The sequence below is a fragment of the Pseudalkalibacillus sp. Hm43 genome (assembly GCF_054170705.1).
Window position 1 is genome coordinate 1,627,857 of record NZ_CM135129.1, and the last position, 21,344, is coordinate 1,649,200.

Genomic DNA, 21,344 nt, shown 5'->3' on the forward strand with positions numbered 1-21,344 from the left:
AACCTCCTCAACGATTAAATCCCAAGTCCGAATGAGAATAAGACGACAGCTAATGCGAGACCGATCAACGGCACAATAACAGTCAAAGCACCGACAGCTCCATAGGCAGCTGCATGCGTTTCCCCACAGATTGCACGAACGGTCGTGACGACATATCCGTTGTGCGGCAAGGAATCCAGCGCACCTGAGGAAATCGCGACTGTTCTGTGCAATGCCTCCGGATTGACGCCCATATCGATATAATGCGGCGCTAAGATCGGCAAGGCAATTGCCTGACCACCTGAAGCGGATCCTGTCATACCAGCAATCACACTGACCGCGATCGCACCACCGATGAGTGGACTTCCAGGTATGCTCGTCATCGCATTGACGGCAACATCGAATGCTGGCACCCCTTTCGCGACACCACCGAATCCGACGACAGCTGCAGTGTTACCAATTGCGATCAAAGCCCCAAGTGTACCACCAGAAACGGCTTCCCAGAAATCGGTGAAATACTTTCGATTCAACAGGTAGGCTGCAATGACACCACCGAGCAATGCGACAATCAACGCAGATTGCTTCAATGCATCATGAAAAATGAACGATATGATGAGTACAACGACCAGCGGCAATAGACCAGCGATCGGATTCGGCAATTCTTTTTCCGCTACTTCCGGATCGTCTTTTCTCGCTTCGAATTTTTCTCCATTCTTGACCGCTTTCGTAATCATCTTCCTTAGCCACCAATATCCGAACACCGCCATGAACACAGCGACAATCAAACTGACTTCCCAACCTGCGTATGGTGAAGTGCCTAAATACTCAATTGGAATCCAGTTTTGAATTTCAGGTGATCCGGCTGAAGTCATCGTAAAGGTGACCGAGCCGAATGCCAATGAGGCAGGAATGAAACGTCGTGGCAAATTCGCTTGTTTGAATAGCCCTACTGCCATCGGATAAACCGAGAACGCGACAACGAACAAGCTCACGCCACCATATGTCAAAATGGCACAAGCCAACACGATCGCCAGCACAGCCTGCTTCATACCAAGTTTTGCTACAATCCACTTGGATACACTATCGGCCGCGCCACTATCTTCCATGACTTTTCCGAAAATCGCACCTAGCAAGAACATTAAAAACCAGGCGGCGACAAATCCTGAAAATCCAGCCATGTAATTTCCGACTAAGTTCGCTTCACCCTCTGCCGCTAGCTGTGGAAACAGTGGAATGCCACTGAGGGCAGCAACAAAGAGCGCACATAGAGGTGCAACAACCAACAGGTTCATACCCCTCATCGTTAAGACAATTAATAAGATGAGTCCCCCTAGTAAACCAATCATGCTTAACATCTGATATCCTCCCTTGACGAAACAGTTTTGTGGAACCGCTTTCAAATTTTCACAGTTAATCTATTTAAAAATAACAGGCGATTCCGTTCTCCCAGATAAGTAATGCAATAATCGTGCCAACTTTTCATCACTGCTCTATCACTTGTTACAAATTATTGAACGTTTTCATTTTTCCGAAAAATCGGAAACAAGCACCGAATAACCTCTCTAAACCCTTGTCAATCATAAAAATTCCAGAATTCCGGACAGTATTCCGGGATTCTGGAATCATTCACAACAAACCGTATTTGTTCAATTTTTCATAAAAGCTGGACTTACCGATGCCAAGCGTCTTAGCAGCAGCCAGTTTATTTCCGTCATTCTGATTGAGCGCATCGATCAATGCGTTGCGTTCCGTTTGTTCCAGGAGTTCCTTTAGCGACTTGTTCCCTACACGCAAGCTTTCCTGCTCAGTCAGATAGTCGGGTAATGCCTCGAGATCGATTGTCTCCCCATATGTCAGATGGACCGCAGCTTCAATGACATTCTCCAGCTCTCGGATATTGCCTGGCCAATTATGGCGACGGAACACTTGCATCACGTTGTTTTCCATTCCTTGAATCCGTTTCCCCGTCCTTCTCGTCACTTTCTCAAGAAAGTGATTGATTAGCGGTAAAAGATCGTCTTTCCGCTCACGAAGTGCAGGAATGTGGAGCTGAAATCCGTTGATCCGGTAAAATAAATCTTCGCGGAACAATTTTTCCTGGACCATCTTCTCTAGCGGACGGTTCGTCGCCGCAATCACCCGGACATTCACTTTCTCCGTCTTGTTCGCACCGATCGGTTCAATCTCTTTTTCCTGAAGTACGCGTAACAGCTTGACTTGCATCTGCAGAGGCATGTCCCCGATTTCATCCAGAAAGAGCGTCCCTCCATTTGCAAGGATGAACTTTCCGACTTTCCCGCCTTTTTTCGCTCCGGTAAACGCACCTTCAACATACCCGAACAACTCTGACTCAAGAAGATGCTCTGGAATCGCCGCACAGTTCACTTTCACGAATGGCGCAGTACTCCGTTCACTGAGCTGATGGATACTATGGGCAAAAAGCTCCTTACCTGTTCCACTTTCCCCACGGACGAGAACGGAAATATCCCCGCTGGAGATTTTCTTCACCCGTTTTTCCAATTCCAGCATAGCCTCAGAATTGCCGACGAGATCATTCAATGAATATTTCGCGCCATTGTTCGCCGTCCATTCTTTCCGGTAAAATTCCAGCTCTGAAAATAGACTCTTCACATGACTATTCATCTTCTTCCACTGTTCCGTATCGCGGAAAATGACCGTTCCGAGTGCTGCGACAACTTGTCCTTCATGAAAAATGGGAATCCGGTTTGCAATCATATAGTTCCCTTTAATGAACTGCAAATCGGCGATTTCTTTTTCACCGGTCTCTGCTACAATATGCATTCTCGTGTTTTCAATCACTTCCGTCACATGCTTGCCAATCACTTCTTTGGAATCCACTTCAAGGAATTCGCAATACGTTTTGTTCATAAAACGAATGACACCTTCAGGATCGACGACTACAACCCATTCGAAAGCGTTATCAATAATCGCTTCAAGAATTTGATTTTTGATTTGAAAATCGGTTTGCAGCATGATTGACCGTCCTCTCGTCCAACATTCTGTTTTTACTTTATCATAACTTTCGCAAATCATTAGAGGATTCTGAAGAAATGACAACTATTTTCCAACTATTACCTGTATAATGGTATAGGTTACTAGGGAGGGAGAAATCATGATTAGAAGTTTAAAATTTTTGATCCTTGCATTCGTATGTATATCCGTGTCTTTCGTGCTGACCTTCTCTTTTCCAAATGGCAAACCTTTGGGAGAGCAAGTTTTTTCTGCACTAGGGATTCCATTTTATACTAACCCTGAAACACAAACGGGTGTAAATATGTTGGCGATAGGTATTCTGGTTGTATTCTTGTTCGGACTCATATTTCTTTTCCACTCGTTCCAGAAATATCAATTACTGGTCGTATTCTTGACGATCTTTGTTTTGATGTCTGTGCCTTCCTTTATCATGAAAGTCTATCAATCTACTGCTGCAAATGGAGTATACGCCATTACTTATGGAAAAGAGTATAGCAGTTGTGAATTTCAATTTGATGAGGAAAAAGAAATCCTCAACGGGGAATGCAGCATCCCATTAAGAAACCATAGTAATGACATTCTTGATATTTCAATCGAACTTTTGGATTGGAATCATTCAGAGGAAAGGAAGACTACCTCTCTGATGACAATGGATGGACCCCTGCAAATTCAATTGAGACCAAATGAAAGTAAGATCTTCCATTTTGAAAAAGCCATCGATGTCAGTCAGTTGGGGCGAGGAAAATATCCATACGGTGGTAACTATTTTTATATTGATTTAATCCTTTCTGATGGAAAGAAAAATATTGAATTGAGTGGATAAATCAAGCACGATTCTCCCTGTTATGGCATATGGATAATTACAATAGCCTTTTTATGGGGGAGTTGTATGAAGGAGACATCCGTCTTGATCATATTGGTCTTGTACCTTTTGCTTATCATCGTGCTGCAGAACGCCATATTCCACAACAAGCATGATTCCAATTCAAATCCTCACTCCAATCCGATTACGATTGTGGGTAACATCGGACCCACCACCTATGAAGACGGGACATTGAACATCCAATATATCGGATATCCATATGTTCCTTTCCGGACTTAAGAAAAGGACTGAACGAGTCAATTCGACTGCGTCAGTCCTTTTGTTTTGATGGCAATTTTATCGTAAACTTCGTCCCCTGGCCTTTTGTACTTTCCACTTCAATTGATCCATCGTGAAGTTCCACAAGCTGCTTTACGATCGATAATCCGAGGCCGAATTCTCCTAACGGATTATTTTTTCTTGAAATGTCCGCTTTATAGAACCGGTCCCAAATTGACTCGATGTCGTTCCGATCGATCCCTATTCCGTTATCCGTAATTTCGATGATTGTCTCGTCGTGACCCATATGACCCGATAGCTCAATATGTCCGCTCGTTGTAAACTGCATGCTGTTTTGTGTGATATTCAATATGATTTGTATGAGCCTGTCATAATCGGCATAGACCTTTAGATCGTCCTCCACGTTCATCACGATCTCGTTTTGTTGGGCATCCGCTTGATACAACAGTTGTTCTTTGATAATTTCAAAGACTTCCCTCAGAACAATCGTTTCTTTTTCAAGCTTGATCTGATTGGAACGGATTTTTTCATAATCGAGGTTTTCATTGACCAGCCGGATGAGCCTTCTCGTTTCTTTTTCGACCAGGTCCATTGATTTATCCCGATCTTCATATGGGATCATGTCATTCCGAATGCCTTCGATCACCCCACGGATCGTCGTCAACGGAGTGCGCATTTCGTGAGATACATCCCCGAGAAACTTTTTGCGACGAGCTTCTAAACGTTCAATTTCTTCATTCGATCTCTTCAAGCGTTTCGTCATCTCATTAAAATCCTTCGTCAGCTCTCCGATCTCGTCTGATTTCCCGTAAGGCACTTTTACGTTATAGTTACCTGAAGCGATTTGAGACGCTGCTTGCCGTAACCGCATGATCCTTTTTCCATGAGATCTCGATAAAAACCAACTCATCAAGAGCGCAACGATCAGGGACACGACCATCGTCAAGGTCAGAAACTTGTTCAATTGCTGGATGAACTGTCTCGTTCCACTGATTGGAGAAATGAGCAGTACGCCTCCCGAAAATTGATCCCCTTGCATTTTCGGGAAGGCGACCATCGTCACTTCCTGGTTGAATCGCTTTAAATCTTGTTTAACGGAAACCACCTCTCCATCCGAAAGTTTATCCCATTCTGTACCGGATAGCTTCAGTCCATTAATTCCCCTGTTCGGCGATTGGATGTCTCCTTCTTGGGTGAACGTTACGAACTGGATGTCCCGCGCTCTCAACATTTGAACATAGGTTGCAAACGCCACTTTTGCACCGATTTTATGATCGAGAATGGCACTTTCATTGACGATCTGATTGCCGTAGCTTTTCAGTTCATTCACCTTGGTCTGGAACACATAATCCTCTACGAACCTTGTAAAAAGGACGCTCAACAGTAGGAACGCAATAAGTAGAATGCTGATGTGAGTCCCGAGCAGTTGGTGAAAATACTTAACCTTCATCAGCGGTCACCGTTTCATCAAACTTGTAACCCACTCCCCAAATCGTATGGATGAACGGTCTTTCTTTTGAACCGATCTTTTTCCTGAGGCGTTTGATATGTACATCGACGGTCCGTTCGTCTCCATAAAACTGGTAGCCCCATACCCGCTCTAATAACTGTTCTCTTGAGAAGACTTGCCTCGGATGCTCAGCCATGTAATGCAGCAACTCAAATTCTTTTGGCGTGAGATCCCTTACCTGCTTTCCATCCAATAGGACGTCTCGTGTATTCTTATCGATTTTCAAATGCAGCGTTTCCAGGTTATGCGCACTACTTACATCGGTTTTCAGCTGGTAACGGCGCGCGACAGCTTTGATTCTCGCCATGAGCGTGAGCGGGCTGAAAGGTTTCGTCACATAATCGTCTGCCCCTAACTCCAAGCCTAGGACTTGATCGGATTCGCTGTCTTTCGCCGTCAGCATAATGATCGGGATACTGCTTTCTTCCCTTATCTTGTGGCAGATGGTCACTCCATCCATTCCTGGCAGCATCCAGTCCAGGATGATCAGATCCCAATCGCCTTCTTGAAACCGGGTATACCCCTTCAATCCATCCTGGATGAATTCGCCCTTGTACCCTTCCTTCGTGAAAAACATTTCAAGCATTGAACAGACGCTGTCGTTATCTTCAATCACCAAAATGTTCATCCATCATCACCATCTTTTACGCATAGATTTACTATTATCTTAACGGTTGCAGAGCGCTTTTTGGGGATTTTGAAAAGATTTCTAAATTTTTAATGGTTTGCTCATCGTTCGTTCATAGTTTGTTCATAAAGTCTGGATAAGCTATTAATAACTCATGGAAGGAGTGAAGGATTTTGTTGAAGAAAAAAGCGCTTTGGATTGGAACTTTAGGACTTGCGACTCTAGGGATGTTGAGCCCACAGTTTGTAGGAGCATCCACATCCGGTGAATCACCGTCTGTCGCCTTAGAGCAAAAAGAAGATTGGAAGTTGGGATTCCACTTCAAGAAACATCTGTTAGAGGATGAGTTCCAAGCTTTGTTGGACGCAGGTTATTCGAAGAAAGAAATTTTGAAAGCGTCCCATATCACAAACGCAAGTGACGCATCAATTGAAGACGTACTGCAAAATTATAAGGAAACAGGTTCTTGGAAGGAAACAGCAGAGCACTTCGGCTTGGATCCGGAACGACATATGAAGCGATCAATTGGAAAAGCGCTTCACAAAGACTTCAATAAGGAAAAATTCGAAACTCTGTTAGAGGACGGCTACACCAAAGAAGAGATCATGAAAGGCATCCATATCGCCAGAGCCGCAGATAAGACTGTGGAAGAAGTTTTGGAGGATTATAAAGGGACCAACTCCTGGGAAGAAACGATGAACAACTTGGGTGTTGAGAAAGAAGATCTCATGAAACATAAAGGCAAATGGGCGAAAGGTGCAAAATATCTAGAAGCTCATAAGGAAGAGGTCGTGAACTATTTGAGTGAATATACAGGTGAGCGTGTTGAGAACTTGAACGGTTACCTGGAAAACGACATGCGTTTGCATCATCTGGTCCGTGTAGCTGTCGTTGCGCACCTGAGTGATTCCACAATCAGCGAAGTGATCGAGTATAAACAAGCCGGACATAGCCGTGAAGAGTTTAAAGAGAAGTTCAGCATCGAGAAAGAAGAATTTCACACAGAAATGAAGAAAGTTTGGACAGAAATCAAGTCTTCCATCAAGGAATAGAACTATAATGGGTGAAAATCGTCCGATTCCAGTCAGGATCGGGCGATTTTTTCGTCTAATAAGTGTTGTGGAACTGTGGTTTTAGAAAAAAGGGCTCTTGTTTTGTAAAACTGAGGCGTAGTCTTGCAAAAAGGAGGGTTTGTTTTACAAAAATGAAGCTCAGTCTTGTAAAAAGAGTGTGGTGTTTTATAAATCGGGTTTATTTTACCATCAAAAATCCCTACCTCAATAGATAGGAAGGACATTTCAGCTTCCAAAGGGAATAAGTAGTTAGCCAAACTATTTAAACTGTGGAGGGAAATTTTATGTGGATCCAACCTGTGACACTGCAAGGCCGACGTGTAACAATACGACCGATGGAACGGGACGATATCAATGATTTATTTGAAGCGGGAAAGGACTCGGAAATCTGGACGTACATGCCGATGGATATCACAAGTCGCGAGGACATGGAAACACTCGTCCATCAAGCATTACAGGATAAAGAAGCAGGCACCGCATTCCCATTCGTCATCTATGATCATGAGCAAGAAAAGTTGGTCGGCAGCACACGGTTTCTCAACATCTCGGAAAAAGACCGACACCTTGAGATCGGCTGGACATGGTTGTCACCGTCCGTGTGGCGTTCGCAAGTCAATACACAGTGCAAATACCTTCTCTTAAAGCACTGTTTCGAGAATTTGTCGACCGTCCGTGTACAATTGAAAACCGATGCACGGAACATCCGCTCTCAAAACGCGATCGATCGAATCGGCGGAATCCGCGAAGGCGTCCTCCGCAAGTGTAAAATCATGCACAATGGTCATGTGAGAGACACGGTCTACTACAGTATCCTGGACGAGGAATGGCCAAGAGTGAGGGAGAAGATCGAGAAAAAACTCGTCGACTGATTTTCAATTTATTACCATAACGGGCGTTTGGACGTACCTTTGCCACAAACTATGCATACCTTGTTTATAACAATGGCTTGGCAAAGGAGTTAGTTGAATGGCACTTATTTCTGGTCAGCAATATATCGACCGAATCAATGAACTGAAGCCTGAAATTTGGGTCGACGGCAAACAAGTAAGTGGTAAGCTGTCTGAACATCCGGCCTTGAAGGGGATAATAAAGAGCAAAGCAAGACTGTACGATATACAGAAAGACCCGGATCACATCGATCATATGTCTTTCACAACATACTCAGGAGAGCAAGCTGGCATGGCTTTTCTCCCTCCGAGAACGAAGGAAGATCTGGAACGGAGACGAATCGCCATCCGAACATGGGCAAAGTCGTGCGGGGGATTGATGGGACGTTCTCCGGATTATTTGAACACCATCTTAATGACTTTTGCTCAATCTGCGGAACTCTTGAAATCCCAGGACCCTACTTTCTGTCAGAACATGATCAATCTTTATGAAAAAGCGGTCACCCATGATCTGTCATTCACCCATACATTCGTGCATCCTCAGATGAACCGCGGGCGTTTTCAGTTGGAATGGGCGGACAAACAGGTCGCTGCACACATAACGAGTAAAACAAAAGACGGCATCATCATCCGGGGGGCCCGCCTTCTCGCTACCCAAGGAGGATTGACGGATGAAATCATCGTTTTCCCACAAGGTGGTATTTCTGAACTGAGTGTAGCAAACGGTTTTTCACTGCCGGCAAATACACCTGGATTACGATTCATCGCAAGGGAATCCTTCGATTATGGAAAATCACATTTCGATCATCCACTTGGTTCCAGATTTGACGAACTGGATTCTATCGTCGTTTTTGACGACGTACTCGTCCCATGGGAAAATGTTTTTTTCTATGAAAACTTGGAACTCTCTCAACAGATCTATGATAAATCTAGCTTTTTCCAACACACCGTTCACCAGGTCGTCAATCGATGTATCGTCAAAACCGAATTCATTCTAGGCACGATCCAATTGATGATCCAGACGATCAACATCGGTGGATACGATCACGTTCAAGAGAAGGTTTCCGACATCATCATTGCGCTAGAAGCGATGAAAGCATTCGTATTATCATCGGAAATCCAGGCAGAAATCGATCAGTGGGGAACGATGACGCCTGCGAAGGAACCGCTTCACGCGGCCTTGACCTATTACGCTAAAATCTATCCGACCTTCAATGAGATCATCCAAATTCTCGGTGCGAGCGGACTTGTTTCCATACCAGGGGAAAATGATTTCAATTCTCCGATTCGGAAGGACCTCGATCTATACCTCCAAGGTGCGAACGCGAATGCCGAAGATCGGGTGAAGATTTTCCGTTTGGCCTGGGATCTGTCCATGAGTGCTTTCGGTACAAGACAGTCGTTATACGAACAGTACTTTTTCGGAGGACCACTGAGTCTATCAAAACGGCTATATCTAAGTTACTACCGGAATGAACAAATCCAATGGGTGAAAGAATTTCTTTCTATTGAAGATGATGAAGACAGCTGATGGACAGCTGTCTTTTTACAATGAAAAAAGAGGGTGACTCGATCCTGTCACCCTCCGTCCTTTACTTACGTCTTTGTTTTTTATGATGGTCGATGATGATCTTCTCAATCTCGTAATAGTTCAACATGGAAACCGCTCCCTTTCGTCTTTTGTTACTCTTAGTTTACGAATTTCCATGTCGTTTCTTAACGGTCAGCGGTATGGACTTTTCTCAGTCTCTGGAATGAACTTTACTTCCGTCTAAGACCCAATTCTATGCAACAGCTCATATGGCTTCACTTTCACCGATTCAACTGGCACTGTCTCTGTTGACTTCAATGCGTCATATACCCGTGTCGCCATATGTGGCCGCGTAATGTAATCTTCCACATTCCCTTCGGTCAATCGGACGAATTTCGCCTCTCTTATCTCGGAATCTTGCTTTACGATTTCTGCGTTCAATGCCACCCCTTCAAAAACGATACTGACGATTCGGCTCGTCGTATTTTGGTAAACGCCTGTCGTTTTATCGATTCTCACTTCTATCCCAGTTTCCTCGAGAATTTCCCGTCGGAGCGCAGTTTCAAGCACTTCCCCCTCTTCAACCTGACCTCCTGGCAGCTCCCACGTATCACTCCGCCAATTGGTTTTGACCAGCAGCACTTCCCCTTCAGCATTTCTGATCAGTGCTGAAACGGCAACGATATGTCTTGGCACATGGTAGTTTTCCGTTGGTTCCATGAATTCCTGTTTACTAGAGAGGATCGCAGGAGCGATGGCTGGTCGCTTTTCTTGTGCTGTTTTGTGCATCTCATCACTTCGAACGAGCGATTCAATTTTTTCATATGCTTCAAAACTCTCATACTCCCAGATTGCAGTGATATGCCGACGGTTCTCACTGACCCACCGACCGACGAGCTTAGACCCATGTTTCCGCTGATTCGGCAATAAATATGTATGGAAAAAATCGTTGAAAGCTTCCAAATAGGCTGGGTCAATCTCATATGTCTTTTTCCGATATATCAATGTGCTCCTCCTATTTTTGTCTTTGGGTCCCACATTCGGTCCACTTCAACCAAATCGGCCCCCTCGAACGTCAATTTGTAAACATCGGGCATCGTCAACTGTTTCCAAAAATCGAGATCATAGGATGCGTTGAAGTGCTTCATCGTCAGCACCATCATATTCCCATGTGACCCGATGACGATGTTTTTCCCTTTGTGCTCCTCCAACAACACACGGAGTATATCGCCGCCACGCTGTTGAGCCGTTTCATTGGATTCTCCACCTGGAAAAGCGTAATCTGGCTCCGACCACAACCGATCGACGGCAGCTGGGAAATCATCCACTGGTTCCTCCGCTAATCGCCGTTCTTTCAACTCCTCAATGATGTGCACATCCAACCCGCGGTCTTCCGCTACACCTTTTACCGTTTCAATCGCTCGCGCATACGGACTGGAGAAAACGAGGTCTACAGGGACATCCTTGAACTGTTCCCTTACCCGTTCTGCATCTTCAGCCCCTCGATCGGAAAGCTTACGCCCATACTCATCCGGCGTATAATCGGAATGAGCATGCCGTACAAAATAAATGACTGTCATATTGTCCTCCTTTAAAACCACGTTCGCTGGAAACCACCTTCTGTATGGATCACCTGACCTGTCACCCATTCCGCTTCCTGACTTGCTAAAAACCGGATCAACCGTGCAGCATCTACTGGCGTACCTACGCGCCCCATCGGAAACTTCGGCAACAATGCATTTTTCAGCTCCTCTTCCATCCAGCCTGTGTCATTAGGTCCTGGGTTGACGGCGTTGATTGTCATCCCTTTTTTCGCGAGATCAGGGACAAGCGTTTTCGTGATGTGTTCGATGGCACCTTTCGTAATCGCATACGATAATTCGTTACTCATCGGTTCTAGTGATTGACCGGATGTCAGGTTGATGACCCGGCCACCGCTTCCATTTGTAAAACCTCTCGCAAAATACGACGTCAACAGCGTGGTCGCTTTTACATTGATGGCATAATGCCGGTCCAGGCTTTCCGGATCAATCGTTTCATAGGAATCCATCGTCGAATAGCAAGCATTATTCACGAGGATATCTGGGTAACCGAGCGCCTCTTCCACCGTTCTCAGGAGTGTCGGGATTTCTTCTGCATTCGATAAGTCCCACTCCAGCTTGTAGCATCGTACCCCTTTTTCCTCAATGGATGCTTGGAGAATGGATGGATCTTCTTCCCCCATTTCCAACTCCAGCTCCCGGTCATAGTTCGACCAATAGGTGAAAAAGATATCACAGCCGGCATCAGCGAGCTCCAGACAAGTCGCTGCACCGATTCCTTTCAAGCGGCTCGCGCCGGTCACCAATGCAATTCTTCTTTTTTCCATATAAAACAACTCCTTATTGTGCGAGTGAATGCTCGGTCTTCACTCGTCGATTCTCTTGCACCACCATCACCGCACTCAATACGAAGAAGATGCCGACGATCTGCCACATACTAAGCTGTTCCTGAAACAGGATGACCCCGACCAACGTAGCGATGACCGGTTCGACCGTTGCCGTGATGGAAGCCCGGCTTGATTCTACGAACTGCAGTCCAACGGTGTACAGCATATAAGCGAGCACCGTCGACACGAACCCGATTCCTACGGCGTTCATCAATACCCCAGATTGCAGGATGACATCCGTCTTCTGCCAACAAAGCCCCGTCACAGGTATGAGCGCAACAGAAGCGTAAATGAAGGTGTATGTGATGACGGTGAGTGAAGAATATTTCTCCAGGGCATACTTTCCGAAAATGCTGTACAGCGCATATCCAAGTCCAGATCCAAGACCTGCTAATACACCAAACAAGGAAGCATTGCTCGCACCACCTGGCAATATGCCGATGACAAACATACACCCGAAGAAAGTCATACATAGCGCGAGAATCTTACGTTTCGTGAACCATTCCTGGAATAAAAACCTGGATAAAATCGTGACGATCGCAGGTGCTGTATACAATAAAATCGCGGCAACAGCGATGGACGTTTCCTTGATGGCCGTAAACAAACACCAGTTGAAGAAGACGATGCTGAAAATACCGGTACCAATGAAGTACATGCTGTCCCGCCAATTGATCTTCAACAGCTTGACATCTTTTATGGAGACAAATAGGATGAGAAGGATCGCTGCCACCATCACCCGAATTGCAACGATTTCCAATGCCGTAAATCCATATGTATAAAGTCCTTCAACGAAAATAGCGATGAGCCCCCAGAGGGATGCGCCAAGTGCGATGAATAGATATGCCCACTTCTTCATAGATGTCTCCCCTATCTTTTTAAAAATCGAATGCCACATTACATTCGATACAGGATTCGAGAATTCCTTTTCTTAACTGGAGGTTTAGGATATGAAAATATGTGCGCTACAACCATCCGATCTGGATGAAGTCCAGGAACTGTTCCAGAAAACGATTGTAACGGTGAATAGAAGCGACTACTCAGAAGAACAAACGAAACGCTGGTCCGAACAGACGAAGTGGAAAGAGAATCTCCTTCATCATCATTCTTATGTAGCAGTAGATGAAGCGCAAATCATCGGTTTTGCAACCCTGAGTCATAATGGATCCATTGAAATGCTGTATGTCCATCATGCTTTTCAAGGTCAGAAAGTCGCCTCCAAGTTGTTGGATGTACTTGAAAAAATTGCGCATGAGCTCGACCTTGAAGAACTCGTAACCGAAGCGAGCATCACGGCGAAACCGTTTTTTGAAAAGAAAGGCTTCTTTGTTGAGGAAGAACAAGTGAAATGGATCCAGGACACGCCTTTCACCAACTATCGGATGCTTAAAAAGCTTAATCACTGATCAAAGTGCGAACTTGACAAAAAGTTCGTACTTTTTTTATGAAACTAATGTATCATCAAAACGTATAAACAATTGGAATCATGTTCCAGAGGAGGGGAATTCATGAATCACGTCATCACGGTTGAAAGCTTATCGAAAAAGTACGGAGAAGTACAGGCAGTCCAGGATATTTCTTTTTCAGTTCGTAAAGGGGAAATTTTCGGGATCATAGGTCCGAACGGTGCCGGTAAAACCACGACGATCGAGATGTTGGAAGGCATTCGGAAGCCGGACAGCGGAACGATCGATGTCCTTGGGCTCGTTCCAAGTAAACAACTGAGAGAGTTGAACAAACGGATCGGTGTCCAATTCCAGGCCACTTCCATCCAAAAGAAAATGAAAGTGAAGGAAGCGCTGGATCTGTTTTCATCGTTCTACAACAAACCGACTCAGAAAGATCACCTCATCGATTTATTAGGGCTAGGCGAAAAGCTGAATGTCCAGTTCGATGATTTATCGGGTGGTTGGAAGCAAAGAGTGACCCTGGCACTTGCTACGCTTCACCAACCTGAGATCCTGTTTTTGGATGAACCGAGTATGGGGCTCGATCCACACGCACGGAGGGAAATGTGGTCGATGATCCAACTACTGAAAGAACAGGGATGTACCATCGTCATTACGACGCATTACATGGAAGAAGCAGAAAAGCTTTGTGACCGGGTTGCGATGATTTATGGTGGACAATTGAAAGCCCTCAACACCCCAGAAGAGCTGTTGGATGAAATGGCAGTCCATTATCTCGCATTCGAAAGCGACGGTTTGGAGTATGATTATTTGCTGTCCCTTCCGGATGTCGTCAGGGTGGAGCAGGATCAATCCACCTACAAAGTATTCAGCGATGATCAGCAGAACACCGCTTACCACATATTCAAGTATTGCAACGAGAAAGGCATCACCTTGAAAGACTTCAAGTTTGAAAAAGGCTCTCTAGACGATTTGTTCGTCCATTACCTGGAAAAGGAGCGATCCGCATGACGGCGATGGTGAAACTAGCTGGCTTAGAGACGAAAATGTTTTTCAGGGATCGCTTGAGCGTATTTTGGACGTTCTTATTCCCTGTGTTGATGATTTGGTTGTTCGGTTCCATGTTCGACGGCAATGACATGAATGGAATGAGCTTTGCGGAGTTGTACGTCCCTTCGTGGATCGGGGTCAACATCGTGACCACATCATTCTTCACACTCGGAACGGTGTTGGCCGGCTACCGCGAGACCGGTGTACTGCGCCGCTATCAATCTACTCCGTTGCAGCCCTGGAAGATTCTTGCCGCACACACATTCCAGGGAACGGTCATCTTCTTCATTTCAGCAGTCTTGCTGATGATTTTCGGTATGTTGATGTATGATTTGACGTTACCCGCGTATATCGGAAGTACGTTGCTTGCTTTATTGATCAGTATTCTGGCGTTTTTCCCTTTTGCGCTGTTTTTGACGTCACTGGCGAAAAACACCCAAGCAGCGGCGGCGATCAGTTCATTGTTCTTGAACCTGATGCTGTTCCTATCAGGCGCGACTTTCCCGCTTGATTTCATGCCGACGATCTTGCAGTACGTAGCGAAAGTCCTTCCGCTCTATTACGTCATTCAGCTGTTGCGTGGCACGTGGAACGATGCACCGATCACCGATTATCCGTTGGAAGTCGGGGTACTGCTCGGGATAGCGGTCGTCTCCATCATCCTCGCCTCCCGATTCTTCCGTTGGAGTGGGAAGTAAGAGGAGCGTGGTAATTGTGACGTAATTTGGATTAATTCTACCCAAATTGGAGTTTATCCTGTCCAATCGTGGATTAATTCTAATCACAGTCGAATTAATTCTCACCAAACACAGAATAATTCTATCCAATCATAAAAAAATGACCCAGAGAATCCTCTGGGTCATTCATTTCTAATTAACCTTTATTAACGACGATTTCGTCATCGACGAAATCCACCTTAATTTTCATTACGTCTTCTTCATCCAGCAGCAGGTCGGCAATTCCGTCCTCCACTTTTTCTTGAAGTACACGGCGGATCGGACGAGCACCGAATCGTGGATCGTAACCGAGTGAAGCGATATGTTTCTTCGCTTCTTCCGTTACTTCAATTTCACGCCCTTCATCTTTTACCATTTCACGGATATCCTCGAGCATGAGGTCGACGATTTGTACAAGGTGATCTTGAGACAATTCGTTGAATGGAACAATCCCGTCAAAACGGTTCAAGAATTCAGGTTTGAAGTAAGCACTTAATCTTTCAAGTACAGACACCGCTTCTGATCCATGGTTCTCAAATCCCATCTTGATCTTCTTCTCACCCGTGCCTGCGTTACTCGTCATGATGATGACCGTATCCTTGAAGCTTACGGTACGACCCTGACTGTCCGTCAATCGACCATCCTCCATGATCTGAAGGAACATGTGCTGCACATCCGGGTGCGCCTTTTCAATCTCATCCAGCAAAATGATGCTGTATGGGTTGCGGCGCACGCGCTCGGTGAGTTGACCAGCTTCATCATGACCGACATATCCTGGTGGTGAACCGATGAGCTTGGACACGGAGTGTTTTTCCATATACTCACTCATGTCCAGACGGATCATCGCATCCTTCGAGCCGAACAGTTCTTTAGCCAGCGTTTTAGTCAGTTCGGTCTTACCGACACCAGTCGGTCCGACGAATAGGAATGCACCGATCGGGCGTACTTTGGATTTCAGACCAGCACGGCTACGGCGTATTGCTTTCGCTACCTTCTGAACCGCTTCGTCTTGACCAATCACACTTGATCCAAGACGTTCCGCAAAATTCTTCAGTTTGTTTTGTTCGTCGTTCTGCAGTTTGCGGACTGGGATACCTGTTTTCTCTTCGACGATGTATTGCACATCCACGATTGTGATTTCAGGCATATCCTCTGGTTTTGTAGCAGTCTGGTTCTGAAGCTTCAGTTCTTCATCACGGAGTTTTGCAGCACGCTCATAATCTTCTTGTTGCGTCGCTTCTTCCTTTTCTTTTGCAATCGCAGCGAGACGTTCTTCCACGTCATCTTCGCTTGTACCAGCGTGTTTCAAGTTCATTTTAGAACCGGCTTCATCCATCAAGTCAATCGCCTTGTCTGGTAGGAATCGATCCTGGATGTAGCGTTTGGATAGCGTTACGCATGCACGAAGTGCTTCGTCCGTATAACGAATTTCGTGATACTTCTCATATTTCTCTTTCAATCCTTGTAGGATCTCCACTGCTTCCTCTTCTGTCGGTTCTTTGACCATGACAGGTTGGAAACGACGTTCGAGCGCAGCGTCTTTTTCAATTTGACGATATTCCTTCAACGTCGTTGCACCGACGAGTTGAAGCTCTCCACGCGCAAGGGCAGGTTTCAGAATGTTTCCTGCATCCATCGAACCTTCTGCAGACCCTGCACCGACCAAGAGATGAATCTCATCTACGAAAAGGATCACGTTCTTGCGCTCTTTCACTTCCTTGATCAGTTGCTTCATACGTTCTTCGAATTGACCACGAATCCCCGTATTTGCAACGAGTGATGACACGTCCAGGAGGTATACTTGTTTATTAAGGAGCTTTTTCGGTGCCTCCTGGTTCGCAATCTTCAACGCAAGTCCTTCTGCAATGGCCGTCTTACCGACACCTGGTTCCCCGATCATGACTGGGTTGTTTTTGTTTCGACGGTTCAGGATCTCTGTGACCCGTTCTACTTCTTTGTCACGTCCGATGACCGGATCGATCAGACCTGCTTTTGCTGCGTCCGTCAAATTACGTCCGAGGTCATCTAAGAGACCGCCGCCTTTTTTACCTTGTCCAGGACCGGCTTGCCCTTGTTGCTCCTGTTGGTGATCCATGAAGTCGTTCATATCGAATCCACCCATGTTTTTCCCCATGAAAGGATTCATGTTACTTGGCTGCTTCATTTCGCTCTGGATTTCTTTATAGCATTTCGGGCAGAGTCGAATCTGCTTCGTAATACCGTTTATGTGAAGAGTCATTCGTACATTTGCTTCATTAACTTGACAGTGTTGGCAACGCATAATAATGACCTCCTTGTAAAAGTAGAATTAATTGTTGGTGAAGTCTTAGCTTTAATCAAAATTGACTTTGACTATCTTTGACCTTTGTTTATATTATAGTTTGACCTTCTTTGACTTTCAAGTATTTTGTTTTGTCTTTTTTCCTGCCAATTTTTGATTGGTTTACGATGATAACAGGGTGTCTCGGTGTATGCAAAGAACGTGCTTATAGCGAAGTCTGATTGCTCGCAATCCCTTCATGCCTCCGTTATGATGGGTATGAAAGAGGATTGAAGGAGGTACATACAATGAAAATTCTAGCGATACATGGGAGTTCCCGTCCGAATGGGAATACCGAACAATTGACGACAAAAGCACTCGACGGCTTGGATGCAACCCACATCCATCTCCGCGAATTCAACATTCAGCCGATAGATGACCTACGTCATGAACCGGGCGGATTCCGATCAGTAGAAGATGACAATGACCGCATAGTAGACTTGATGCTTGAACATGACATCATTGTGTTTGCTACTCCAGTTTATTGGTATGGAATGTCTGGCATGATGAAAGATCTGATTGATCGTTTCTCACAAAACATGCGCGATGACCGATATGATTTCAAGGCTGAGCTTCGTAAAAAGAAAGCGTATGTCATCTGCTGCGGAGGCGACAATCCGAAGATCAAAGCATTGCCGCTTATCCAACAGTTCAACTACATCTTTGACTTTGTAGATCTTGAATTCGGTGGATACATCATCGGACAAGCGAACAAACCAGGCGACATCGCAGACGATCACTTAGCGATGCAACAAGCTGTAGAACTGAATCAATTGTTGAAAAAGTAAGAAGGACAGCCAGGCGGCTGTCCTTTTCCTTATTTAGAATTCTTGATTTTCGCGCTCGGGTAGATCCTCGTCACGCAATTCTGTCTGCCCTTTTGCAAGCTCTTCAGCAATTTCAATGTCTGGAAGACTTTCCTTCGGCGTTTGATTATGGTGTTTCGTCTTATCGTTCAACTGCTTGCGCTTCGTCATACGATCGCCTCCAATTTTTCACGGTATGATGGTAGTTTGGACGAAGCGATCCTATGGTATGCGCTGCAATTATTTAAGCGGAATCTTGATGCTTTTCAAGAAGTCCTTCATATAAAGTCTCATCGGCTTACTCATCTTGTTGGCGATGATCTGCGTCCAAGTATGCGTGCGCTTTCCTTGGGTACGCTCACGATAGTAATCAGCAATATCTTCGTTATAACGAGCCAACTGCTCGATGAATTCTGTTTCGTCTTGCTGATACTCATCTACATGATAGATGTTCTCCATCGGCAACCGCTGTTTTTTATCAGGATTCTGATCCGGTACACCGACACACATACCGAACAATGGAATGACGCGGTCCGGCGTTTTCAAGACTTCCGCCACTTCTTCCAGGTTGTTACGCAATCCACCGATATAGCAGATACCGAGTCCCATTGATTCAGCAGCAAGTGCCGCATTTTGAGCCGCAAGCGCTGCATCAATCGTTCCGACCATGAATTTTTCCGTAGATTCAAGCGATTCGACAACTTCATCCTCTGTTAGACCTTCCATTTCCACAGCAATTTTATGCCGGTTAAGATCCGCACAAAATACGAAAAAGTGTCCGTTCTTCTCCACGTATTCCTGGTTTCCTGCGAGTTCTGCCAACTTCTTTTTCTTGGCCGGATCTTTCACCCCGATGATGGAATAGACCTGGAGATAGCTGGATGTAGCTGCCGCTTGAGCGCTTCGGACGATCGCGGTGATTTGTTCTTCTGAAAGCGGTTCATCTTTAAACGCGCGGATACTGCGATGATTCAATATCGTTTCGATTGTCTCGTTCATTTCTCTCACCCTTACTTTCATCAGTTTCGTTATTCTAAATTCATCGTATCCAACGTGAGGTCTGAGGACAACTATTGTGCCTTTAAGCGTGTTTTGGCTTATAATTCTGGATTTTGGATTATAATACTGGATTTTGGATTATAATACTGGATTTCGTTTTATAATTTCTGGATTTGGATTATAATTACAAATTTCGGCTTATAATTCTTGAATCTGGCTTATATTCCACTAGATCAAAAAAAGAGAGCTGTACCCGAGGACAACTCTCTCCATTACTGCTTTATTTTGAACTTTTCATCCGGCTAATCATCAATACAGTGATTCCCACAAACGCCATTAATGCTAAAAAAGGAATCGTGATGAAGCCGAGCCAGTTAATATACTCTCCAGAACATGGAACACCTTGTGTACATGATCCCACCTTTGAAAACAAATCGGTTTTCTGATGAAGGAAATGATACGTCGATACGAATATTCCGATCACGCTGAACGGAAGCACATACCAATGAATCTTTTCCTCATCCAGGAAAAGTCCGACTCCAAGAATGATAGCGAGCGGGTACATCAGAATCCGCTGATACCAGCATAACTGACACGGGACGAAACCGGCTATTTCGCTAAAATAAAGACTCCCAAGCACCGCAACGAGTGATATGATCCAAGCGATGCCTGTCCGTTTACTGCTCACCGGCTTCCTCCAAAGCTTCCTCGATAGCAGGTTTGATGGAGCCCTCATAATCTAGTTCGACCATCTTGCCATTCACCAATACTGTTGGAGTACTCTCGACTTGGGCACTCATATCTCGATCTTCTTCTACTCTTTGATTGATGGTTTCGTTGTCGATATCTTCCTTCAATTGATCAACGTCAATTCCATCCACATTTTTTTCAACTAGATCGAACAAGAATTCTTCTGTTGCCCAAGGCTCGCTCATTTCACCCTGATTGGCTAAGACAGCATCATAATATTGAATGAATGCATCAGGATTTTGTTCATACACTGCTTCACCAACGAGAGCAGCTGTGAATGAATCTGGTGCCAGGAACGGTTTATTGATGAACGTCATGCTCGCTTTTCCTGTATCAATGAAGTCTGCTTTGATCTGAGGATAGACTTGCTGAGCGAAAGATGCACAGTGCGGACACTTGAAATCGAAAAACTCAACCAATTTGACCGGTGCATCTTCTTCACCGACAGTCGGTTGATTTTCATAACTGACCTCAATCTCTTGACCAGGCTGAGCAGACTCCGCTTGATCCTGACTCGGGTTATTATTTTCATTGCTGATGATGAACAGTAATACTGCAGCTAATACGAATACTGCTCCTATAATGATGATGAATCCTTTATTGTTCTGTTTGGGCGGCTTATAGACCGTTTTCTTTTTCTTTGCCATGACAGGTCCTCCTATATATGTACTAACTCTATTCTTCCTCAATTCGAACACCTATGTCAATGAACGTGCTATGAACATTTGTACATCTCCCAAAATACACTCAATTTTTCCTAATTAATGGAGATTAGTTGTAGATATAGCGCTCTTGTTAGTGTAAAATTACACTAAATGAGAGTTTTATTAGGGGGATTGGATGTATGCTATGGACACACTCCCAACCTGGGTATGGGTAATGTATTTTGCTTACATCATTGCTAGCATGGTCGTTTCTTTTCATGCCATACGGAAAAAACGGTTAATCGTGTTGTCGGTCTTACATATCGGCTTCACTATCACAACCCCAATCATAGGATTTGTGCATGCAATCGAACGTATTGAAGGGAATGAATTGAATCATCTGATCCGAGGTTTGGAAAACTTCGAATTGTGGTCTGTCTATGTATTGGTAGGGTACGTCTACTCTTTTGTTTGGTGGATTCTTTACCTATTTAAAAAGAAAAACGGGAACTTCTAATCAA

The 21,344-nt window shown here is 44.9% G+C and carries 23 protein-coding genes; 10 read left to right on the plus strand and 13 right to left on the minus strand.

Translation table 11 applies throughout. The annotated features are described in order from the left end of the window. Positions 1-14 precede the first annotated feature (14 nt). Entirely contained in the window at positions 15-1,334 is a 1,320-nt protein-coding gene (locus ACXQIQ_RS08675) for a GntP family permease (protein ID WP_439299162.1), read from the minus strand. A gap of 271 nt (positions 1,335-1,605) precedes the next feature. Further along, complete coding sequence (locus tag ACXQIQ_RS08680; RefSeq protein WP_439299161.1) at positions 1,606-2,973, minus strand: sigma-54 interaction domain-containing protein; 1,368 nt, start codon at positions 2,971-2,973, stop codon at positions 1,606-1,608. Between the two features lie 139 nt (positions 2,974-3,112). On the opposite strand from ACXQIQ_RS08680, the gene ACXQIQ_RS08685 reads away from it, so the two are divergent. Together ACXQIQ_RS08685 and ACXQIQ_RS08690 are read left to right on the plus strand one after the other, a co-directional pair. Next, positions 3,113-3,796, plus strand: coding sequence for a hypothetical protein (locus ACXQIQ_RS08685; RefSeq protein ID WP_439299160.1), 684 nt, complete (start codon positions 3,113-3,115; stop codon positions 3,794-3,796). A 66-nt stretch (positions 3,797-3,862) separates the two neighbouring features. Beyond that, entirely contained in the window at positions 3,863-4,075 is a 213-nt protein-coding gene (locus ACXQIQ_RS08690; RefSeq protein WP_439299159.1) for a hypothetical protein, read from the plus strand. A 31-nt stretch (positions 4,076-4,106) separates the two neighbouring features. Here ACXQIQ_RS08690 and ACXQIQ_RS08695 read toward each other — a convergent pair whose 3' ends face one another. Together ACXQIQ_RS08695 and ACXQIQ_RS08700 are read right to left on the minus strand one after the other, a co-directional pair. After that, on the minus strand, positions 4,107-5,525 hold the full coding sequence (locus tag ACXQIQ_RS08695) for an ATP-binding protein (RefSeq protein ID WP_439299158.1): 1,419 nt from the start codon (positions 5,523-5,525) through the stop codon (positions 4,107-4,109). Further along, positions 5,515-6,213, minus strand: a complete 699-nt coding sequence (locus ACXQIQ_RS08700) for a winged helix-turn-helix domain-containing protein (RefSeq protein WP_439299157.1) — start codon at positions 6,211-6,213, stop codon at positions 5,515-5,517. The genes ACXQIQ_RS08695 and ACXQIQ_RS08700 overlap by 11 nt, the downstream gene beginning before the upstream one ends. 173 nt (positions 6,214-6,386) lie before the next feature. Between ACXQIQ_RS08700 and ACXQIQ_RS08705 the strand changes: the two genes are divergently transcribed. The 3 genes from ACXQIQ_RS08705 to hpaB all read left to right on the plus strand — a co-directional run bounded on the left by ACXQIQ_RS08705 (position 6,387) and on the right by hpaB (position 9,704). Further along, positions 6,387-7,265 carry a hypothetical protein gene (locus tag ACXQIQ_RS08705; RefSeq protein WP_439299156.1) on the plus strand — a complete coding sequence of 293 codons (879 nt, stop codon included), beginning with the start codon at positions 6,387-6,389 and terminating at the stop codon, positions 7,263-7,265. A gap of 305 nt (positions 7,266-7,570) precedes the next feature. Continuing rightward, the gene (locus ACXQIQ_RS08710; RefSeq protein ID WP_439299155.1) at positions 7,571-8,155 is read left to right on the plus strand and encodes a GNAT family N-acetyltransferase; all 585 of its coding nucleotides are present in this window, start codon (positions 7,571-7,573) and stop codon (positions 8,153-8,155) included. A gap of 97 nt (positions 8,156-8,252) precedes the next feature. After that, positions 8,253-9,704, plus strand: coding sequence for a 4-hydroxyphenylacetate 3-monooxygenase, oxygenase component (gene hpaB / locus ACXQIQ_RS08715; protein ID WP_439299154.1), 1,452 nt, complete (start codon positions 8,253-8,255; stop codon positions 9,702-9,704). 240 nt (positions 9,705-9,944) lie between these two features. Here hpaB and ACXQIQ_RS08720 read toward each other — a convergent pair whose 3' ends face one another. The 4 genes from ACXQIQ_RS08720 to ACXQIQ_RS08735 are packed head-to-tail and all read right to left on the minus strand — an operon-like array spanning position 9,945 to position 12,988. After that, positions 9,945-10,709: an NUDIX domain-containing protein gene (locus ACXQIQ_RS08720; protein ID WP_439299153.1), complete on the minus strand. Its 765-nt coding sequence runs from the start codon at positions 10,707-10,709 to the stop codon at positions 9,945-9,947. After that, positions 10,706-11,284 carry a histidine phosphatase family protein gene (locus ACXQIQ_RS08725; protein ID WP_439299152.1) on the minus strand — a complete coding sequence of 193 codons (579 nt, stop codon included), beginning with the start codon at positions 11,282-11,284 and terminating at the stop codon, positions 10,706-10,708. The genes ACXQIQ_RS08720 and ACXQIQ_RS08725 overlap by 4 nt, the downstream gene beginning before the upstream one ends. A gap of 11 nt (positions 11,285-11,295) precedes the next feature. After that, complete coding sequence (locus ACXQIQ_RS08730; RefSeq protein WP_439299151.1) at positions 11,296-12,072, minus strand: SDR family oxidoreductase; 777 nt, start codon at positions 12,070-12,072, stop codon at positions 11,296-11,298. 13 nt (positions 12,073-12,085) lie between these two features. Continuing rightward, positions 12,086-12,988: a DMT family transporter gene (locus tag ACXQIQ_RS08735; protein ID WP_439299150.1), complete on the minus strand. Its 903-nt coding sequence runs from the start codon at positions 12,986-12,988 to the stop codon at positions 12,086-12,088. A gap of 91 nt (positions 12,989-13,079) precedes the next feature. Here ACXQIQ_RS08735 and ACXQIQ_RS08740 point away from each other — a divergent pair, with 91 nt between their 5' ends. The 3 genes from ACXQIQ_RS08740 (at position 13,080) to ACXQIQ_RS08750 (ending at position 15,286) form a co-directional block, all read left to right on the plus strand. Further along, the gene (locus ACXQIQ_RS08740; protein ID WP_439299149.1) at positions 13,080-13,535 is read left to right on the plus strand and encodes a GNAT family N-acetyltransferase; all 456 of its coding nucleotides are present in this window, start codon (positions 13,080-13,082) and stop codon (positions 13,533-13,535) included. Between the two features lie 102 nt (positions 13,536-13,637). Next, complete coding sequence (locus ACXQIQ_RS08745; RefSeq protein ID WP_439299148.1) at positions 13,638-14,549, plus strand: ABC transporter ATP-binding protein; 912 nt, start codon at positions 13,638-13,640, stop codon at positions 14,547-14,549. After that, a complete protein-coding gene (locus tag ACXQIQ_RS08750; RefSeq protein ID WP_439299147.1) occupies positions 14,546-15,286 on the plus strand; it encodes an ABC transporter permease in 741 nt (246 codons plus the stop codon). The genes ACXQIQ_RS08745 and ACXQIQ_RS08750 overlap by 4 nt, the downstream gene beginning before the upstream one ends. 175 nt (positions 15,287-15,461) lie before the next feature. Here the strand turns inward: ACXQIQ_RS08750 and ACXQIQ_RS08755 are convergent, their stop codons facing one another. Next, entirely contained in the window at positions 15,462-17,585 is a 2,124-nt protein-coding gene (locus ACXQIQ_RS08755) for an ATP-dependent Clp protease ATP-binding subunit (protein ID WP_439299146.1), read from the minus strand. 287 nt (positions 17,586-17,872) lie between these two features. On the opposite strand from ACXQIQ_RS08755, the gene ACXQIQ_RS08760 reads away from it, so the two are divergent. Beyond that, complete coding sequence (locus ACXQIQ_RS08760; RefSeq protein ID WP_439299145.1) at positions 17,873-18,412, plus strand: flavodoxin family protein; 540 nt, start codon at positions 17,873-17,875, stop codon at positions 18,410-18,412. Positions 18,413-18,445: 33 nt separating this feature from the next. Here the strand turns inward: ACXQIQ_RS08760 and ACXQIQ_RS08765 are convergent, their stop codons facing one another. The 4 genes from ACXQIQ_RS08765 to ACXQIQ_RS08780 form a co-directional block, all read right to left on the minus strand. Further along, positions 18,446-18,601, minus strand: coding sequence for a hypothetical protein (locus ACXQIQ_RS08765; protein WP_226548209.1), 156 nt, complete (start codon positions 18,599-18,601; stop codon positions 18,446-18,448). 69 nt (positions 18,602-18,670) lie between these two features. Further along, positions 18,671-19,429 (minus strand): oxygen-insensitive NADPH nitroreductase, encoded by a 759-nt coding sequence (gene nfsA, locus ACXQIQ_RS08770; RefSeq protein ID WP_439299144.1) that lies wholly within the window; start codon positions 19,427-19,429, stop codon positions 18,671-18,673. A 280-nt stretch (positions 19,430-19,709) separates the two neighbouring features. Further along, positions 19,710-20,117: a disulfide oxidoreductase gene (locus ACXQIQ_RS08775; RefSeq protein ID WP_439299143.1), complete on the minus strand. Its 408-nt coding sequence runs from the start codon at positions 20,115-20,117 to the stop codon at positions 19,710-19,712. After that, the gene (locus ACXQIQ_RS08780) at positions 20,107-20,826 is read right to left on the minus strand and encodes a DsbA family protein (protein WP_439299142.1); all 720 of its coding nucleotides are present in this window, start codon (positions 20,824-20,826) and stop codon (positions 20,107-20,109) included. The genes ACXQIQ_RS08775 and ACXQIQ_RS08780 overlap by 11 nt, the downstream gene beginning before the upstream one ends. A 193-nt stretch (positions 20,827-21,019) precedes the next feature. On the opposite strand from ACXQIQ_RS08780, the gene ACXQIQ_RS08785 reads away from it, so the two are divergent. Next, positions 21,020-21,340, plus strand: coding sequence for a hypothetical protein (locus ACXQIQ_RS08785; protein ID WP_439299141.1), 321 nt, complete (start codon positions 21,020-21,022; stop codon positions 21,338-21,340). The last annotated feature ends 4 nt before the right edge of the window (positions 21,341-21,344 follow it).

What these genes read in the sequence shown, in the direction of transcription:
- nfsA (WP_439299144.1), bottom strand. Translation starts at nt 19,429, where the DNA reads ATGAACGAGACAATCGAAACGATATTGAATCATCGCAGTATCCGCGCG.
- ACXQIQ_RS08685 (WP_439299160.1), top strand. Translation starts at nt 3,113, where the DNA reads ATGATTAGAAGTTTAAAATTTTTGATCCTTGCATTCGTATGTATATCC.
- ACXQIQ_RS08735 (WP_439299150.1), bottom strand. Translation starts at nt 12,988, where the DNA reads ATGAAGAAGTGGGCATATCTATTCATCGCACTTGGCGCATCCCTCTGG.
- ACXQIQ_RS08750 (WP_439299147.1), top strand. Translation starts at nt 14,546, where the DNA reads ATGACGGCGATGGTGAAACTAGCTGGCTTAGAGACGAAAATGTTTTTC.
- ACXQIQ_RS08755 (WP_439299146.1), bottom strand. Translation starts at nt 17,585, where the DNA reads ATGCGTTGCCAACACTGTCAAGTTAATGAAGCAAATGTACGAATGACT.
- ACXQIQ_RS08700 (WP_439299157.1), bottom strand. Translation starts at nt 6,213, where the DNA reads ATGAACATTTTGGTGATTGAAGATAACGACAGCGTCTGTTCAATGCTT.
- ACXQIQ_RS08730 (WP_439299151.1), bottom strand. Translation starts at nt 12,072, where the DNA reads ATGGAAAAAAGAAGAATTGCATTGGTGACCGGCGCGAGCCGCTTGAAA.
- ACXQIQ_RS08740 (WP_439299149.1), top strand. Translation starts at nt 13,080, where the DNA reads ATGAAAATATGTGCGCTACAACCATCCGATCTGGATGAAGTCCAGGAA.
- ACXQIQ_RS08710 (WP_439299155.1), top strand. Translation starts at nt 7,571, where the DNA reads ATGTGGATCCAACCTGTGACACTGCAAGGCCGACGTGTAACAATACGA.
- ACXQIQ_RS08680 (WP_439299161.1), bottom strand. Translation starts at nt 2,973, where the DNA reads ATGCTGCAAACCGATTTTCAAATCAAAAATCAAATTCTTGAAGCGATT.
- ACXQIQ_RS08675 (WP_439299162.1), bottom strand. Translation starts at nt 1,334, where the DNA reads ATGTTAAGCATGATTGGTTTACTAGGGGGACTCATCTTATTAATTGTC.
- ACXQIQ_RS08765 (WP_226548209.1), bottom strand. Translation starts at nt 18,601, where the DNA reads ATGACGAAGCGCAAGCAGTTGAACGATAAGACGAAACACCATAATCAA.
- ACXQIQ_RS08695 (WP_439299158.1), bottom strand. Translation starts at nt 5,525, where the DNA reads ATGAAGGTTAAGTATTTTCACCAACTGCTCGGGACTCACATCAGCATT.
- hpaB (WP_439299154.1), top strand. Translation starts at nt 8,253, where the DNA reads ATGGCACTTATTTCTGGTCAGCAATATATCGACCGAATCAATGAACTG.
- ACXQIQ_RS08745 (WP_439299148.1), top strand. Translation starts at nt 13,638, where the DNA reads ATGAATCACGTCATCACGGTTGAAAGCTTATCGAAAAAGTACGGAGAA.
- ACXQIQ_RS08760 (WP_439299145.1), top strand. Translation starts at nt 17,873, where the DNA reads ATGAAAATTCTAGCGATACATGGGAGTTCCCGTCCGAATGGGAATACC.
- ACXQIQ_RS08725 (WP_439299152.1), bottom strand. Translation starts at nt 11,284, where the DNA reads ATGACAGTCATTTATTTTGTACGGCATGCTCATTCCGATTATACGCCG.
- ACXQIQ_RS08690 (WP_439299159.1), top strand. Translation starts at nt 3,863, where the DNA reads ATGAAGGAGACATCCGTCTTGATCATATTGGTCTTGTACCTTTTGCTT.
- ACXQIQ_RS08785 (WP_439299141.1), top strand. Translation starts at nt 21,020, where the DNA reads ATGTATGCTATGGACACACTCCCAACCTGGGTATGGGTAATGTATTTT.
- ACXQIQ_RS08780 (WP_439299142.1), bottom strand. Translation starts at nt 20,826, where the DNA reads ATGGCAAAGAAAAAGAAAACGGTCTATAAGCCGCCCAAACAGAACAAT.